Source organism: Devosia sp., from assembly GCF_030689745.1.
Classification (GTDB): Bacteria; Pseudomonadota; Alphaproteobacteria; order Rhizobiales; family Devosiaceae; genus Devosia; species Devosia alba.
Genome location: NZ_JAUYGL010000117.1, coordinates 1 through 16,348, shown reverse-complemented (window position 1 = coordinate 16,348; position 16,348 = coordinate 1). Strand labels below are relative to the sequence as shown.

General features: G+C 61.6%; 13 protein-coding genes and 1 tRNA gene. 12 read left to right on the top strand and 2 right to left on the bottom strand.

The window, feature by feature from the left end:
• Together Q8O80_RS10815 and Q8O80_RS10810 are read left to right on the top strand one after the other, a co-directional pair.
• Positions 1-1,205, top strand: a 1,205-nt coding sequence (locus Q8O80_RS10815; protein WP_305579480.1) for an efflux RND transporter periplasmic adaptor subunit, incomplete at its 5' end; no start/stop codon positions are given.
• A 3-nt stretch (positions 1,206-1,208) separates the two neighbouring features.
• Positions 1,209-4,337, top strand: a complete 3,129-nt coding sequence (locus Q8O80_RS10810) for an efflux RND transporter permease subunit (RefSeq protein ID WP_305579479.1) — start codon at positions 1,209-1,211, stop codon at positions 4,335-4,337.
• Between the two features lie 116 nt (positions 4,338-4,453).
• Here Q8O80_RS10810 and Q8O80_RS10805 read toward each other — a convergent pair whose 3' ends face one another.
• Positions 4,454-4,696, bottom strand: a complete 243-nt coding sequence (locus Q8O80_RS10805; protein ID WP_305579481.1) for a YdcH family protein — start codon at positions 4,694-4,696, stop codon at positions 4,454-4,456.
• 331 nt (positions 4,697-5,027) lie between these two features.
• On the opposite strand from Q8O80_RS10805, the gene Q8O80_RS10800 reads away from it, so the two are divergent.
• The 10 genes from Q8O80_RS10800 to Q8O80_RS10755 all read left to right on the top strand — a co-directional run bounded on the left by Q8O80_RS10800 (position 5,028) and on the right by Q8O80_RS10755 (position 15,370).
• Positions 5,028-6,392 (top strand): glutamine synthetase family protein, encoded by a 1,365-nt coding sequence (locus Q8O80_RS10800; RefSeq protein ID WP_305579478.1) that lies wholly within the window; start codon positions 5,028-5,030, stop codon positions 6,390-6,392.
• Positions 6,392-7,696, top strand: a complete 1,305-nt coding sequence (locus tag Q8O80_RS10795; protein ID WP_305579477.1) for an FAD-binding oxidoreductase — start codon at positions 6,392-6,394, stop codon at positions 7,694-7,696. Before Q8O80_RS10800 ends, Q8O80_RS10795 begins: the two co-directional genes overlap by 1 nt.
• Before the next feature lie 110 nt (positions 7,697-7,806).
• Positions 7,807-9,021, top strand: coding sequence for a benzoate/H(+) symporter BenE family transporter (locus Q8O80_RS10790; protein ID WP_305579476.1), 1,215 nt, complete (start codon positions 7,807-7,809; stop codon positions 9,019-9,021).
• Positions 9,018-9,629 (top strand): molybdenum cofactor guanylyltransferase, encoded by a 612-nt coding sequence (locus Q8O80_RS10785; protein WP_305579475.1) that lies wholly within the window; start codon positions 9,018-9,020, stop codon positions 9,627-9,629. The genes Q8O80_RS10790 and Q8O80_RS10785 overlap by 4 nt, the downstream gene beginning before the upstream one ends.
• Before the next feature lie 104 nt (positions 9,630-9,733).
• Positions 9,734-9,808: transfer RNA gene (locus Q8O80_RS10780), tRNA-Asn, on the top strand.
• A 204-nt stretch (positions 9,809-10,012) separates the two neighbouring features.
• Complete coding sequence (locus tag Q8O80_RS10775; RefSeq protein WP_305579474.1) at positions 10,013-10,456, top strand: SRPBCC domain-containing protein; 444 nt, start codon at positions 10,013-10,015, stop codon at positions 10,454-10,456.
• A gap of 47 nt (positions 10,457-10,503) precedes the next feature.
• Entirely contained in the window at positions 10,504-11,988 is a 1,485-nt protein-coding gene (locus tag Q8O80_RS10770) for a deoxyribodipyrimidine photo-lyase (RefSeq protein WP_305579473.1), read from the top strand.
• A gap of 73 nt (positions 11,989-12,061) precedes the next feature.
• Positions 12,062-13,111, top strand: a complete 1,050-nt coding sequence (locus Q8O80_RS10765; protein ID WP_305579472.1) for a cysteine synthase A — start codon at positions 12,062-12,064, stop codon at positions 13,109-13,111.
• Between the two features lie 72 nt (positions 13,112-13,183).
• The gene (gene cls, locus Q8O80_RS10760) at positions 13,184-14,644 is read left to right on the top strand and encodes a cardiolipin synthase (RefSeq protein ID WP_305579471.1); all 1,461 of its coding nucleotides are present in this window, start codon (positions 13,184-13,186) and stop codon (positions 14,642-14,644) included.
• A gap of 9 nt (positions 14,645-14,653) precedes the next feature.
• Positions 14,654-15,370, top strand: a complete 717-nt coding sequence (locus Q8O80_RS10755) for an alanyl-tRNA editing protein (protein ID WP_305579470.1) — start codon at positions 14,654-14,656, stop codon at positions 15,368-15,370.
• An 11-nt stretch (positions 15,371-15,381) separates the two neighbouring features.
• Here the strand turns inward: Q8O80_RS10755 and Q8O80_RS10750 are convergent.
• A partial coding sequence (locus Q8O80_RS10750) for an amino acid ABC transporter substrate-binding protein (protein WP_305579469.1) occupies positions 15,382-16,348 on the bottom strand: 967 nt, incomplete at its 5' end.

Below are 16,348 nucleotides of genomic sequence, written 5' to 3'. Positions count from 1 at the left end.
AACCAGATATGAGTGAAGCGCACGAAAAGCCTCTGTGGGCGCAAAGCAAGCGTGAGAAGTCCAACGCCGAGCGCGTGGCCCAGGGCCTGAAGCCCAAGCGCCGCATCCTGCCCTGGATCATTCTGGCAATGGTCGTTCTGGGTATCGTGGGCTTCATCTTTCTCCGCCCGCCCGCGCCATCCGCCCCCGAAACAGGCGACACGGCACCGGTCGCCAAGCAAATCAGGCAATCAGAAACCGCAACCATCGAGACGACGACGCTCCAGCAGACCGTCAAGGTCACCGGTACGCTTGTTCCGGGCAGGCAGTCCGAAGTGGCCTCGCAGGCATCCGGGCGGGTTATCGCTGTGCTCAAGCGTCCGGGAGATCCGGTCTCTGCCGGCGATGTCCTTGCCCAGATCGATCGGGCCACGCTGGAATTGCAGCTCAGTCAGCAGCAGGCAACGGCACAGGCCACGCGTGCCCAATTGGCTTCATCGCAGCAGCAGCTTGAGCGGACCGAGCAATTGGCGAGCCAGGGTTTGGCCAGCCCATCGACGCTGGACCAGGCCCGATCCGCCAATGCAGCACTGGAGGCCAATCTCAAGGCACTCGACATCGCCGTTGAGTCGGCCAAGCTTGCGCTCAGCAATGCCACCGTCAAGGCACCGCTGGACGGCATCGTTTCTGCGCGCTCGGTCGAGCCCGGGCAAACCATCGCCTCGGGCACACCCCTGTTCACGATCGTCAATCTTGACGAGATGCAGTTCGACGCCGCCGCCTCGGTCAATTCAAGCGCCCTGGTCGCGCCGGGGCAACCCGTCTCCGTCACGGTAAGTGGCCTTGATGGGCAGGAATTTGCTGGCACAGTCACCCGGGTCAACCCCGTTGCCGTCAGCGGTACCCGGGCTGTGCCGATCTATATCGAGCTCGACAATGAATCCGGCAGTCTGCGCGGCGGCATGTTTGCCACCGGGCAGATCACCGTCGCCGAAAAAAGCCAGGCGCATGCCGTTGCCGCCGCTGCCTTGCGCGAGGACGCTGACGGGACGTTCGTCCTCAAGCTGGTCGATGGCACACTGGTTCGGCAGGGCGTGGAGACAGTCCAGAAATGGGATCGCGGTCACCTGGTCGAGGTTACCGGTATTGCCGCTGGTGACGTGATCGTCTCGGCACCGCTTGATGAACTGGTCGCCGGCGATACCTATACGTTGATCGAAGGCTGACCCATGTTCCTTACCCGCATCAGCGTCAATCACCCCGTCTTTGCCACCATGATCATGGTGGCGATCATGGTGTTCGGGGTCTACGCCTACCAACGATTGCCGATCGAACAATTGCCCGACATCGATTTTCCCGTGGTGGCTGTCGTCGTCAGCTATCCCGGCGCCTCCCCTGAGGCTGTCGAAGCCGACATCGTCAGGCCGATCGAAGATGCGGTGAACACCATTGCCGGCCTTGATAGCGTGCAATCCACCGCCCAGGCCGGCCAGGCCATGGTGCTGATGATCTTCAATCTCGATTCCGACTCCCAACAGAAGGCGCAGGACGTTCGCGACAAGCTCGATCCGATCAAGGCGACGCTGCCCGAGGGGGCCGGCGATCCGCGGGTACTGCGTTTTGACCCCAGCGCCTTGCCGGTACTCTCGCTGGCTGTGAGTTCCACGACCCTGTCCGATCGCGACCTGACGGCACTCACCAAGGATGTCATCGCAACGCGAATTTCCAACATTGATGGGGTTGGCAGCGCCAGCGTTGTGGGCGGAGTACCGCGCCAGCTTAATATCCAGATCGATCCTGATCGGCTGACCGCCTTCAATATCAGTCCTGATGCCGTGATTCAGGCGCTACGGGCCGCCAACCGCGATCTGTCTGCAGGCTCGATTACCCAGGACAGCATTGTGCAGTCGATCCAGGTCCTGGGTCGGCTCGATAACGAAGACGATTTTTATGACGTAACCGTCGGCAATCAGGGTGGCCAGCCAGTCACCGTGCGCGATGTGGCGACCATCGTCGATGGCACTGGCGATGCGTCGAGCCTGGCGATTCTCAATGGCGAGCGCGCCATTGCGATTGATGTTCTCAAGACCCAGGGTGCCAATACCGTGGGCGTTGCCCAGCAGATTCACGCCACAATTGCCGACCTCATGGCCAATGAACTGCCCGAAGGCGCGGTTAAGATTCAGGTCGTGGTGGACAATGCCCAGCCGGTGGAAGACTCGTTCCACGCCGTCCAGAACATGCTGATTGAAGGCGCACTGCTCGCCGTCGCCATCGTGTTCCTGTTTCTCAATTCGTGGCGATCGACCATTATTACCGGCCTGACGCTGCCGATTTCGATTATCGGCACGATGGTGGCGCTCAGTGTGCTCGGTTACAGCCTCAACATGATGACGCTGCTCGCACTCTCTCTGGCTGTCGGCATCCTGATCGACGACGCCATCGTCGTGCGCGAAAACATCACCCGACACCTGCATATGGGCAAGTCCCACCGGCAGGCCGCATTGGACGGCACCAACGAGATCGGCCTCGCCGTGATGGCGACGACCTTGTCGATTGTTGCAGTGTTTCTCCCGGTCGCCTTCATGGACGGCATCATGGGGAAGTTCTTCCTCCAGTTTGGTGTGACGGTTTCGGTCGCGGTGATGATTTCGCTGTTTGTCGCCTTTACGCTCGACCCGATGATGTCGAGCGTTTGGTACGATCCCGCCTCCCAACCCAACGCCAGGCGTGGGCCGCTCGGCAAGGCCGTACAGCAGTTCGACCGGCTGTTCGCGTGGATCACCAGCGGGTACCGCTCCCTCATTCGCTGGGCGTTGAAGTTCCGCAAAACCGTATTGCTGATCGCCTTGCTGTCCTTTGTCGGCGCATTCCTGCTATTCCCCCGCGTCGGCGTCGAATTTGTCCCGGTCACCGACACGGGTATTTTCACCGTTTCGGTGGAAACGCCCTCGGGCACCTCCCAGGACGCAACGGCTGCCAAACTTCGGCAGGCCGAGACGGTGATCAGAACCTTCCCGGAAGTCGAGACCACCTATTCCACCGTGGGCGGCGGCCTGGCGTCTTCCGGCGCCAATAGCGGCACGATGACGGTAACGCTGGTGGCCAAGGATCAACGCGATATCACGCCCGAGGAAATCATGCCGCGCATCCGTCATGCGCTGGCGGCAGTGCCCGGCGCCGATTTCCAGGTCTCGGCCGCTTCGGGCCTCGGCGGTAGCGCGGCACCGGTGTCCATCACTCTCTATGGCGATTCATTCAGCGTTCTCAGCCGACTATCGGACCAACTTGAACGTGATCTGGCCGACATTCCCGGGCTGATCAACATCACCTCGAGCGTGGACGCCGCCCAGGCCGTCATCGGCATTCGCATCAATCGCGATCTCGCCAACAATCTCGGTATCTCGATGAACCAGATCGCCTCGACGCTGGGGCCGCTGATCAGCGGTGAGGACGTCGCTGACTGGACGGCGCAGAACGGACAGGTCTATTCGGTCGTTGTTCGCCTACCCCCCGAGCTGCGCGACGATGTCGATGCCATCGGCAACTTGCCGATCGCCCAGTCGGGCGCCACCGGGTCGAGCCAGATGATCACACTCAGCCAGGTCGCCGAGGTGGTCGAGAGCACCGGGCCGGCCACCATCAACCGCCAGGATTTGCAGCGTGGCGTGACCATAGACGCCTATCTGCAAGGCGTCGAACTGGGCACGGTGACACCGCAATTGCAGGCGGCTGTCGATAAACTCGATTTCCCCACTGGCTACAGCAGCTCGTTCGGCGGCGACGTTGAACAGATTGGCGAAACCATGGGCGCCGTGGGCTCGGCCCTGCTACTGGCGGTGATCTTTATCTATCTGGTTCTGGCCAGCCAGTTCGGCAGCTTCCTCCAACCCATCGCCATCATGGGCTCGCTGCCCCTGGCGCTGATCGGGGTGATGGTGGGGTTGCTGGTGGGTGGCTCGACCCTCAACATGTTCTCCGCCATTGGGTTCATCATGTTGATGGGGCTGGTGGTTAAGAATGCCATCCTGCTCGTCGACAACGCCAACCAGCACGTCAAAGAGGGTGCGAACCTCTATGAAGCGCTGGTCGAAGCGGGCTCCACGCGGTTCCGGCCGATCATCATGACCACGCTGGCAATGGTCTTCGGCATGTTGCCCTTGGCGCTCAACCTGCATGAAGGCAGCGGACAGAACGCGCCCATGGCGCACGCCGTTATCGGCGGCCTGATCAGTTCCACTGCGCTGACGCTCGTGGTGGTGCCGGTGCTGCTGACCTATATCGACAGCTTCAGCGCCTTCACCCGTCGCTTCCTGCCCCGGGGACCTGACGAGGTCGAACATGCTCCCGCCGAATAGGGCAAGACGCCTGACGTGAAAGCGCAGGGCGGCGGGGGGCTGGCGGACGTAGGCAACGAGGAAAATGGGACGGCATTGAGGGCAGCATTGAATGCCACGCCACCCTCGACCGGCGCCTATTCAGCCTTGCTGAGGGCCGCGGCTATTGCGTCTTTGATCGCCAGTCGCTGTTTACGCAACATGCCTTCGGCGTCTTCGGTCACAGCATCCAGCCGGCTCTCGGCGCGATGCACCTTGTCGTTGACGTCGTCATATTCGATGAGCAGCTTGGCAAAAGCTGGATCTTTGATCTTCAGCGCAGAAATGGCGTCCAGTTGATCAGGAAATTCCTCGCTCAGTGTGTGAGGGGTGTTCGACATGCTGCCTCCTTCGGTTTGCAAAGGCACCATGGCGTTGAAATGCTCCGGTCACTTTGATCAGGATCAAGAAGTCATTGATTTCCCAGCGTTCTCGGGCCAGCGCAGCAAAAGCGTCGCCCGCTGACACCGACGCACCCGATCGCCCACCCTGAGAGTCGAACGCAATCACCCCCATGGACAAGGGCGCCGCGCCATCACCCCTCTGCTTCGGTCAGGCACCAGGTGCAGGATCCATGGCTGCCTGCCATGCAGTGCGGTCCAAGGCCTCCCTAAACTGGCTTTCACCTGATAAGGCTAACGCCATGATATACAAAAAACCCGTCGGACAGGCATGAGCAACGATTTGAACGAAGGCACCGACATCGTCGCGTGGCTGGACCAGAACCCCCAGGTGGAAGTACTGCACACAGCAGTCGTTGATCTCAATGGCATCATGCGTGGCAAGCGCATTCCCATCGATCAGGCGCGCCGCATTGCCGACAATGGCATTCGCATGCCGCTTTCAATCGTGGGGGTGGATGTCTGGGGCGAAGATATCGTTGGCAATCCAATGGTCTATACCGGCGGGGATACCGACGGCATCTGCAGCCCGACTGGTCGCGGCGCGCTGCCGATCAACTGGACGACCCGGCCCAGTGCCATGATCCCGCTCTGGCTGTTTCAGGAGGCACAGACCCCGTTCCTGGGCGATCCGCGGCAGGCACTGGCCCATGTGTTGCGGCGCTTTGCCGAGCAGGGTCTGACGCCGGTTGTGGCCACCGAACTGGAGTTCTATCTGGTTGATCCGGAAGCTGATTCGGCCCGGCCGCCGATCTCTCCCTACACCGGCAAGCGGCTGGATTCCGATGCCATCCTGTCGCTGGACGAACTGGAAGATTTTGGCGAGTTCTTCCGCGACGTCTACCTGCAATGCGAGCAACAGAATGTGCCCGCCGATACGGCCGTAGCTGAAAACGGCATTGGCCAGTTCGAAATCAATCTGCTGCACAGCGCCGACGCGCTGAAGGCGGCCGATGATGCGGTGCTGTTCAAACGCATTGTCAAAGGCGTGGCGCGCAAGCACAAGCTGGTCGCTACCTTCATGGCTAAGCCCTATGGCGGCCGGTCGGGCAATGGCTTCCACGTGCATTTCAGCCTCAACGACGCCGCAGGCAACAATGTGTTCGACGACGGCACCGAGACGGGGTCCGAGGTGATGCTGCACGCGGTTGGCGGACTGCTGGCTGGCATGGCGGAATCAACCCTGCTGTTTGCGCCCCATTTCAATTCCTACCGTCGCCTGCGGCCCGACACCCATGCGCCCAGCGCGGTCTCGTGGGGCTATGAGAACCGCACCACGGCGGTGCGCATCCCCGGCGGCAATCCCAAGGCACGCCGCATCGAGCACCGCGTCGCCGGCGCTGATGCCAATCCCTATCTGGTACTGGCCGGCATTCTGGGCGCGGCACTGGTGGGCATTGAAGACGAAGTCAAACCGCCCAAGCCCTTCAAGGGCCGCGCCTATTCGGAACGTCTGCCCAAATTGCCCGCCGACTGGGCGTCGGCGGTCAACGCGTTTGAAGATCGCGATATGATCCCGCGCATTTTTGATCCCACCCTGCATTCGATGTTTGTAGCCTGCAAGCGCCAGGAGATCGCCGGGTTTGCTTCCCAGGTGACCGATCTTGAATTCAGCGCCTATCTGGAGATCGTGTGATGGCGACACCGACTTATGCTGGCGATGGCAGCTACCCGCCGAGCTATTACGCAGCCTCGCGCGCCATTATCCGCCAGCCGGTGACGTTGAAGGGCGAGATAAAAGCCGACATCTGCGTGGTGGGGGCGGGTTATTCGGGCCTGTCGGCAGCGCTGCATCTGGCCGAACAGGGCTTCAAGGTCGTCGTGGTTGAAGGTGCCAGCATCGGTTGGGGTGCTTCGGGCCGCAATGGTGGCCAGGTCGTCAACGGCCTCAATGCCAGCCTGGATACCATTGGCAGACGCTATGGCGAACAGACCGCGCAGTTTGTCGGCGGCATGGTGCAGGAGGGTGCCGGCATCATCTATGACTGGGTCGAGCGCTACGGCATCGACTGCGATCTGCGGCGCGGCAATATCTATGCCGCCTACACGCCCCAGCACTTGCGGGAGTTGGAGGCCAAGCAGACGCTGTGGCGCAAATACGGCATGGACGACCACGAAATGCTCGACAAGGCGGCCGTCCGCCGTCACATCGGCAGCACAGTCTATGAAGGCGGGATGATCGACCATTCGGGTGGTCACATGCATCCGCTCAACCTCGCACTGGGCGAAGCCAAGGCGTTCGAAGGCCTGGGCGGGGTCATTTACGAGAATTCGCCGGTCATCAAGGTCGATCAGGCGGCTAACCAGGCGACGGTGCGGACAGCGCATGGCACAGTGACAGCCAATGCCGTGCTGGTGTGTGGCAATGCCTATCTCGGCAATGTTGTGCCCGAACTGACAGCCCGCGTGATGCCGGTCTCCACCCAGATGGTAGCCACCGCACCCCTTGGCAAGGAACGGGCCGAAGCGCTGCTTCCAACCGGCATGTGCGTGGAAGACGTGCGCTATATCCTCGACTATTTCCGGCTCAGCGCCGACCATCGCCTGATCTTTGGCGGCGGCGTCGTCTATGGCGGCACCGATCCAGCCGATGTGATCGCCAAGCTGCGGCCCAACATAGATAAGGTGTTCCCGCAATTGGCCGACGTCAAAATTGATTACGCCTGGAGCGGCAATTTCGCATTGTCGTTCTCGCGCGTGCCGCAATTGGGCCGGTTGGGCGATAAGGTGTATTTTGCGCACGGCTATAGCGGCCACGGCGTTACCGGCTCGCATCTGTTCGGCCGGATTCTGGCTGAGGCGGTGCGGGGCGACCTGACGCGCTTTGATACCTTCGCCAAGCTGCCCTGGATCCCCTTCCCCGGCGGCCGGATGTTCCGGGCTCAATATTCGACGCTGGGCTCATGGTGGTACGCGCTCAAGGATCGCCTCGGGCTCTGACGATCAGATGGCTTTTTGGCATCGCGCGAAGATGGACCGTTTGGCGCGGTTTGGACTTCCCGACATTGGTTGACGTCCCTTAGGGTAACGTCAATCAGATGGAGAATCGCGTGAGCCAGACATTGCAGCGGTCGCAGATTGGCCGGCGCGAGTATTTCCAACCCATCATGGCGGGGGGCCTGGCGGCCATTGTCGGCTATGCCAGCACGTTTACGCTGGTACTGGCGGCGCTGACGGCCTCGGGTGCTTCGCCGCAGCAGGCCGGCTCCGGGCTGATGAGCGTTTGTATCGCCATCGGCATTCTCAACATTGTGGTCAGCGCCCAAATCCGGGTGCCGGTAAGCTTTGCCTGGACGACGCCGGGCATGGCGTTCCTGCTGACCGTGGGCGAGCCATTGGGCGGGTTCGCGGCTGTGTCGGGCGCTTTTCTGGTGGCGGCGCTCATGATCATGCTAACCGGGCTGATCAGACCCCTGGCGCGGTTGATGGCCGCCATTCCAGCGCCAATCGCCAATGCCATGCTGGCCGGCATGCTATTGACCCTGTGTCTGGCGCCCATAACGGCGGTGGCAGAAATGCCGCTACTGGCCCTGCCGATCCTGTTGGCCTGGGTGGTTGGGCTGCGCTTTGCCAGGCGCTATGCAGTACCGATCGCTGTGCTGGTAACCGGGATCCTGCTGGCGCTGACGACCAATCTGCCGGTCGGGGCGCTGAATGGCAGTTGGCCTGCCCTGGTGCCAGTAATGCCGGTATTTACCGTCGACGCCATCGTGCGCATCGGGCTGCCACTCTACATCGTCACCATGGCCTCGCAAAACCTGCCGGGGCTGGCGGTGATGCAGGCCAATGGTTTTGTGCTGGCGCCCGCGCCGCTCTTTGTCATGACCGGCATTGCCAGCGCGGTAACCGCATTGTTTGGCGGCCAGACCAGCAATCTGGCAGCGATCACTGCAGCAATCTGCGCCGGCCCCGAAGCCCATCCGGACAAAGACAAGCGCTGGCCCGCGCCGATCTCGGCGGGCGTGGTCTATCTGTTGCTGGCCCCGGCAGCCAGCCTGGCGGCCGCATTCATTGCCGCCTCACCACCCCTGCTGATCCAGGCGGTGGCCGGTCTGGCGCTGCTGTCGAGCCTTGCGGCGGCACTGGCTGGCGCTCTCGTGCAAGAGGAAATGCGTCTGCCCGCAATTTTTACCTTTGTCGTCACCGCATCGGGCATCACCATAATTGGCGTGGGGGCGCCATTCTGGGGATTGGTCGGTGGCATCGTCATGCTGATCGTGCTGCGCCTTGGCGTCAAACCACTGGCAGGGACCACCAGCGCATGAGCCTGCCCCGTGCCGTTATCATCGCCGGCGGTGGGGGCGCGCGACTGGGCGGCGTGCGCAAGGCCGATCTGCGGGTTGGCGGGCTGCGCCAGCTCGACCGGGTGCTGGCCGTGCTCGGCGATGTCGCCCGCCCCATCCTGGTGGCCAGCGGCCCGCCGGGCCAGCGGATCGCCCTGCCCGCTGGCTGTGACGCTGTACCGGACCGCGATTCGCCAATGGTCGGTCCGCTCGCCGGGCTGGCGGCGGCGGTGGCGCGATTGGTAGAATCAGGGATCAGCACCGGTCTACTGGTGTCGGTGGCGGTCGATACACCTTACCTGCCCGTTGATTTCGTCCCCCGCATGATCGCTGGTCTGGGTAATGCGCCGGGCGTCTATGCGGCCTGGGGAGAGGACTTTTATCCACCCAATGCGCTGTGGCGGATCGAGGCATTGCAGAACCTGCCCGCAGCCCTGGCGAGGCCCGACGCCCCGGCCAGCCTGAAGGCCCTGCAGCGCAGCCTGGATTTGCAGCGCGTGGACTGGGCCGATGACCACGACACAAATCCCTTTGCCAATATCAACACCCTGGCCGATCTGGTCGCCCTGCAGCGCCGCACCATGCGATGAAGCGCGGTGCCCAACTTATTCACACCGGTGGCAATTGGGGCTTGGCAAAGCATGCCAAGTTCGGTACATGGACCTCGCCTTCGCAAGAAGGTCAACGAAGGTGTTCCGCGGTAGCTCAGTGGTAGAGCAATCGGCTGTTAACCGATTGGTCGTAGGTTCGAATCCTACCCGCGGAGCCATTCGTTCCTCGCTCGATATCGAGCACAATCCCCACCATGTCAGATCGCTGCAACCACGCGCCTGGCGCGGCAGTGCTCGACGGTATCACCGCAGATCAGATATATCTTCACAGCATGGGCGTTCAGCAGGCATTGGCTTTCAGTCGGGTCTGACTCCACCTGGGAATCGAACGCCAACAATGAGGTGCTCAAGTGAGCAATGGCATGGACTTGGACGGCGAAAGCCAGATCAAACTGACCCGCACCATCGACGCCAATATCGACGATGTGTTCAAGGCCTGGACCGATCCGGCGCTGATTGAACAGTGGCAGGCCGATGAGGCCGAACTCGATGCCTTCGAGGGCGGTGAATACAAGTTCACCACCTTTGGCGATGATGATGATCCTGAAGACCACACGGTAAGCGGGGAAATCCTGGCCTTCGTGGAAAACGAAAAGCTGGTGATGAGCTGGGTGCACAAGGACGAGGACGATGACGAGGATGATCTGATCTTCGTTCTCGACATTGCTTTCGAGGCCATTGGTGACGAGCAGACGCGGATCACGCTGATCGAGCGCGGGCTGGCCCATGCCGATCCGGAATCGCGCATCTTTTCCATCGAAGCATGGAACTCTGCCCTGGAACACCTGGCCGAAGTCATCGAATAGACTGAACCAGAGGGCTGCGCCGCGCGTAACAGACGCGGAGAGCTCTCATGACTTCGACAACAATTGCCTGGCTGCGCAACGATTTGCGGCTGACTGACAACCCGGCGCTCAGCGCTGCCATGCGCGCGGGAACCCGGGTCATTGCCCTTTATGTTCACGAGACGGCGCACGGTGTGCGCCCCCCAGGGGCTGCCGCGCGCTGGTGGCTGCACCACAGCCTTCAAACGCTCGAACGCGACCTGGCGGCGCTTGGCGTTGAACTGACGGTGCGCGCAGGCGAACCGGGTGGCATCATTGCCGATCTCGTGCGTGACAACACCGTTGCGGCAGTTTTCTGGAATCGGCGCTATGCCCCGGGCGAGGTGCTGGTCGATGCTGCAATCAAGACCTGGCTCATCAACCAGGGCGTAGCGACACAGTCGTTCGGCGCCAATGTGCTGATCGAGCCGTGCGACATCGCGACCGGGCAAGGCCAGCCCTATTCGGTGTTCACGCCCTTCTGGAAATCGCTCAGACAGCGGGCCATAGCCCTGCCGCTGCAACAGCCTTCTGCCCGCCTGCCGCGCCAGCCACAGCCGGTGGATACCGACTATCACGAGCCGCGCTGGGCGACAAAGCTGGGCGGGCACTGGTATTTTGGCGAGGTAGCGGCACAACGAACGCTGGCCGACTTTCTCGACCACAGGGTCACGAGCTATCCTCAAGGTCGGGACTTTCCGGACAGCGATGCGAGTTCGGGCCTGTCGCCGCATTTGCGGTTTGGCGAAATCAGCCCCCGCCAGATCTGGCACACCGCCACCATGGCAGCGCAGATGGTGCCGGAAAAGGCGGCGGGGATCGGCAAATTCCTCTCCGAACTGGCCTGGCGCGATTTCAGCTATCATCAGCTCTATCACCGCCGCGATATCGCCACCGAACCGATGCAGCCCAAATATGGCAACATGGCCTGGCGCGAGGCCGACGACGAATTCGCCGCCTGGACCAGCGGCATGACTGGACTGCCGATCATCGACGCCGGTATGCGGGAATTGTGGGAGACCGGCTCCATGCACAATCGCGTGCGCATGCTGGTGGCATCGCTACTGACCAAGAATTTGCTGATTGACTGGCGGCGGGGCGAACAATGGTTCTGGGATTGCCTCGTCGACAGTGATCGAGCCAGCAATCCGGCGAGTTGGCAGTGGGTGGCCGGTAGCGGACTGGATGCGGCGCCCTATTTCCGGATTTTCAATCCGGTCACCCAAGGCAGCCGCTTTGATGCCGCGGGCGGCTATGTGCGGCGCTGGGTGCCCGAGTTGGCGGCGCTGCCGGATCAATGGCTGCACAATCCCTGGGAGGCGCCACAGCAGGCGCTGGCTGCGGCCGGCGTGCGGCTCGGGGTAACCTACCCTGCACCCATTGTCGACTTGAAGGCCTCGCGGGTGCGGGCGCTGGAGGCGGCAGCGGCCCTGCAGCGGAATGATCTTGCGCCAAAGAGCGCCTCGCGCATTGGCGTTGCGCCAGCGGGCGGCGGGGCGGAAAGCTCTGCCTGAACAGCCCGTTATGGCTTGCGGCTCTGGTGGTACGGCCCTACGGTCAGGGTTTGTCAGACCAGCAGATTGCGCCATGGCCAAGCACAACGACCTTATCTCCGCGATCGGCAACACGCCGATGATCCGTCTCAACCGCATTTCCACCCTCACGGGCTGCGAGATCTGGGGCAAGGCCGAGTTCCTCAATCCGGGACAATCGGTCAAGGATCGTGCGGCGTTGTTCATCATTCACGATGCGGTACAGTCGGGCCGGCTTAAGCCCGGCGGCACGATTGTCGAAGGCACGGCCGGCAATACCGGCATCGGCCTGACCCTGGTGGCCAATTCGCTGGGTTTCAAATCGGTGATCGTGATCCCTGACACACAGAGCCAGGAAAAAAAGGACGCACTGCGTCTGTATGGCGCCGAACTGATCGAAGTGCCGGCCAAGCCCTACAAGCACCCAAACAACTACATCAAGGTCTCTCAACGGTTGGCAGAGAAGCTCGATGCGGAGTTGCCCGAGGGTGCAATCTGGGCCAATCAGTTCGACAACATTGCCAATCGTCGCGCCCATGTGGAGACCACTGGTCCCGAGATCTGGCAGCAGACCAGTGGCCGCATTGATGGCTTCATTTGTGCGGTCGGCACCGGCGGCACGCTGGCTGGGGTCGCTGAGGCCCTGCGCGCGCGTCGCGACGACATCAAGATTGGTCTGGCTGATCCTGAAGGCGCGGCGCTGTACAATTACTATGCCCATGGCGAGCTGAAATCGGCCGGCGACTCAATCACCGAGGGCATTGGTCAGGGCCGCATCACGGCGAATTTGGAGGGGCTGACCATCGACAACCCCTACCAGATTTCCGATGCCGAGGCCCTGCCCTATATCTTTGATCTGCTTGAGCATGAAGGGCTGTGCCTGGGCGGTTCAAGCGCGATCAACATCGCCGGTGCGGTGCGCATGGCGCGCGATCTTGGTCCAGGCAAGACCATCGTCACCATCCTGTGCGACTACGGAAACCGCTATGCCAGCAAGATCTTCAATCCCCAATTCTTGCGCGGCAGAAACCTGCCGGTGCCCAAATGGATGGAAGGGCGCACGCCGATCGACATCTCCAGCGTGATGGCGGCAGACCCGGCTTAGCCCCGGTCATATGGCGAGGGCCGCCATTGTTCACCTGAACGAGCCTGCTAGAGTGCTCGTCCACGAATCTGGGTGAACCTCTTGGTCGGCTTTGACGACGTTCTGCGGGCAATAGTCGCCGATCTGCATATTGTGGCCGCCATTATGGCGGCGATATATGTGCTGGCCTTTGTCTGCGCCGTGCGCGAAATCATGATCTCGCGCACCTCACAGGGGTCAATCGCATGGATCTTGGCGCTGGCGCTGCTGCCATTTCCGACGACGCTGCTCTACCTGATTGTCGGCTGGAAAGCCTTTGACGACTATGCCACCGATCGAATCCGCAACGGCCGTGCGGCGCGCCCTTTACGCGCCAAGGATTTGGCACTGATCGATCATGCCACGAGCGACCTCTGGCCCGTGCAGAGCAAAGTGTCCGAAGTGCCGTTTCTCAGTGGCAATGAGGTCGAACTGCTGGTGGACGGGCACGCCACCTTCGATTCCATTTTTGCCGGTATCGCCGCAGCCAAGAGCTATTTGCTCGTGCAGTTCTACATTGTGCGCGACGATGCCTTGGGCAAGGAACTGGCGGAACGGCTGATCGAGCGTGCCAATGCCGGGGTCAAGGTCTACCTGCTCTATGACGATATCGGCAGCACCGGCATGCCCCGACGGTTCCGGTCACAGTTGCGCGCGGCCGGGATCAATGTTGCCGGGTTCAACCAGCGCCATAAATTCCTGCGGCTCTACGGGCCGACTCGGATCAATTATCGCAATCACCGCAAGATTGTAGTGGCGGATGGCGAGCATGCCTGGGTGGGTGGCCACAATGTCGGCGTGGAATATCTTGGTCAGGATCCCAAATTCGGGCGCTGGCGCGACACCCATGTGCGCGTCTCAGGTCCGGCAGCGCTGGCCTGTGCGCTGCTGTTCCGCGAGGACTGGGAATGGGCCACGGGCGAGGTATTACCCTCGAACCCTCCGGCCAGTGTCGCAACGCCGGGTGAGCAGCCCGTGCTGGTGATGGGAACCGGCCCGGCCGATCGGCTGGAAGAATGCGCCATTGCCTTTACCGATATCATCGGTCGCGCGCGTCACCGACTCTGGATCGTCAGCCCGTATTTCGTGCCGGATACCGATATCCGAACGGCGCTGTTCGCGGCCAAACTGCGCGGCGTGGACGTGCAGATAATGCTACCCAATGAGCCCGACCACAAACTGGTGTGGTTGGCCAGCATTGCTCATGCTGACGCGATGATAGAGCACGGCATCACCATTCAGCGCTACCAGGCTGGTTTCCTGCACCAGAAGGTGTTGCTGATGGACGATCAGATCGCCACCGTTGGCAGTGTCAATTTCGACAACCGCTCGTTTGCCATCAATTTCGAGATCACCATCTGGTTCACCGATCCCCAGACAATCTCGGAAGTCGAAGCCATGCTGGTCAAGGATTTCGAGAGCTGCCGGAAAGTGAGCCTGGAGGAGGTAAGGTCGCGATCCTGGGTGATGCGCTTTATGACCCAGGCAGCCCGGCTGCTGTCCCCCGTATTGTAAGAGGCCGAAATGACCAGTTTCCTGTTTCGCGACGACAGCTATCTGCAATCGGTGCAGGCAATTGTCACCGCCATTACCCCAGAAGGCGGCATTGTGCTGGATCAGACGATCTTCTACGCCGCCTCTGGCGGACAGCCCGGCGATCGTGGCAGCTTGATGCGCGCTGACGGGTCCGAATTGACCATCGCCACCGCAATCCATCCCGAGGGCGACAAGACAGCCATCGTGCATGTGCCCGCTGACACCGGGGCTCTGCCAGTGGTTGGCGAAGTGGTGACGGCAAAGCTCGACTGGGAGCAACGGTACCGCTTGATGCGGATGCACACGGCACTGCACCTGTTGTCGGTGGTATTTGACTTTCCGGTGACCGGCGGGGCGATCGGCTACGACAAGGGGCGGCTCGACTTCGCCATGCCAGAGCTCCCCGCCGATCTGGCGGCGCTCGAAGCCAGGCTCAATGCGATGATCGCTGCGGACCACCCTGTCAGCCAGGAGTGGATCACCGACGCAGAAATGCTCGCCAATCCCGATCTGATCAAGACCATGAATGTGAAGCCGCCAATGGGCCAGGGCCGCGTGCGACTGATCCGGATCGGCGATGTTGACCTGCAACCCTGCGGCGGCACCCATGTCCGTTCAACCAGCGAAATCGGCCCGGTCAAGCTCGGCAAAATCGAAAACAAGGGCAAGCAGAACCGCCGCGTCAATCTGCTGTTTGCCGATTAGGCGCCGTTAGCTCAGCGCACTGGCGGCGCGTAGAGCAAGCCGCCATTGCTCCACAGCGAATTCTGGCCGCGCAACAGTGCCGCGCCGGTTTGCGGACCGAAGTGACGATCATAGAGTTCGGCGTAATTACCGACAGCCCGAATGACGTCCGCCATAAAAGTGGGCTTGAGCCCCAAAGCGGTGCCGAAATCGCCTTCGACACCAAGAATGCGGCGGATGGCAGGCGTGTGCGAGGCCGTCAGAGATTCGGTGTTCGGCGATGTAATGCCCACTTCCTCGGCATTGATCAGCGCCAACAGCGTCCATTTGATGATGTTGAACCACTGGGTGTCGCCAGCGCGCACGACTGGCCCCAGCAATTCCTTGGAAATCCGCTCAGGCAGAATGCGATGGGCATTCGGATCAGGCAGCCCCCGGCGGATGGCCTGGAGCTGGCGGCCTGAGGCCGACACCGCATCGCACAAACCTGTCTTGTAAGCGACCGCCAGATCGTCAATGTCCTCATAGGGAACTTCAACGTACGTGGCCTGGTTGGCGAAGAAGAATTCCTCAATGCGTTCGAGATCATCGCCGCCATCAATCACGCAGATGCGGACATCGTCCAGTTCGAATGCCGACACCAGTCCGCGCGCCTGTGGCACCAGGAATGCCTGGCCATCAAAGAAGGCCGTACCGACATAGCGGGCGCCGTATAGCGTGTCGCGCCTCGCCGTCCAGGGTCCATTGCGGGTCAACACATCGACGGCTTCGGTCTGCAGATGCGCGAACCGGGTCTCCCCGCGCAGGGAGTGAAACTCAATGCGATTGGGATCACCAAACACCGCAGCGGCGATAGCCCGGCACAGATCAACGTCAAAGCCGGACCAGCGGCCATCGGCATCAATTTGGGCAAATCCGGGGAGTGGATTGGTGGCGCCGCAAATGAGAAAGCCGCGTTCGCGCACGGCGTCGAGCGTCTGCGCCGCCGCGGGACTGACG

What these genes read in the sequence shown, in the direction of transcription:
- Q8O80_RS10810 (WP_305579479.1), top strand. Translation starts at nt 1,209, where the DNA reads ATGTTCCTTACCCGCATCAGCGTCAATCACCCCGTCTTTGCCACCATG.
- Q8O80_RS10805 (WP_305579481.1), bottom strand. Translation starts at nt 4,696, where the DNA reads ATGTCGAACACCCCTCACACACTGAGCGAGGAATTTCCTGATCAACTG.
- Q8O80_RS10800 (WP_305579478.1), top strand. Translation starts at nt 5,028, where the DNA reads ATGAGCAACGATTTGAACGAAGGCACCGACATCGTCGCGTGGCTGGAC.
- Q8O80_RS10795 (WP_305579477.1), top strand. Translation starts at nt 6,392, where the DNA reads ATGGCGACACCGACTTATGCTGGCGATGGCAGCTACCCGCCGAGCTAT.
- Q8O80_RS10785 (WP_305579475.1), top strand. Translation starts at nt 9,018, where the DNA reads ATGAGCCTGCCCCGTGCCGTTATCATCGCCGGCGGTGGGGGCGCGCGA.
- Q8O80_RS10775 (WP_305579474.1), top strand. Translation starts at nt 10,013, where the DNA reads ATGGACTTGGACGGCGAAAGCCAGATCAAACTGACCCGCACCATCGAC.
- Q8O80_RS10770 (WP_305579473.1), top strand. Translation starts at nt 10,504, where the DNA reads ATGACTTCGACAACAATTGCCTGGCTGCGCAACGATTTGCGGCTGACT.
- Q8O80_RS10765 (WP_305579472.1), top strand. Translation starts at nt 12,062, where the DNA reads ATGGCCAAGCACAACGACCTTATCTCCGCGATCGGCAACACGCCGATG.
- Q8O80_RS10755 (WP_305579470.1), top strand. Translation starts at nt 14,654, where the DNA reads ATGACCAGTTTCCTGTTTCGCGACGACAGCTATCTGCAATCGGTGCAG.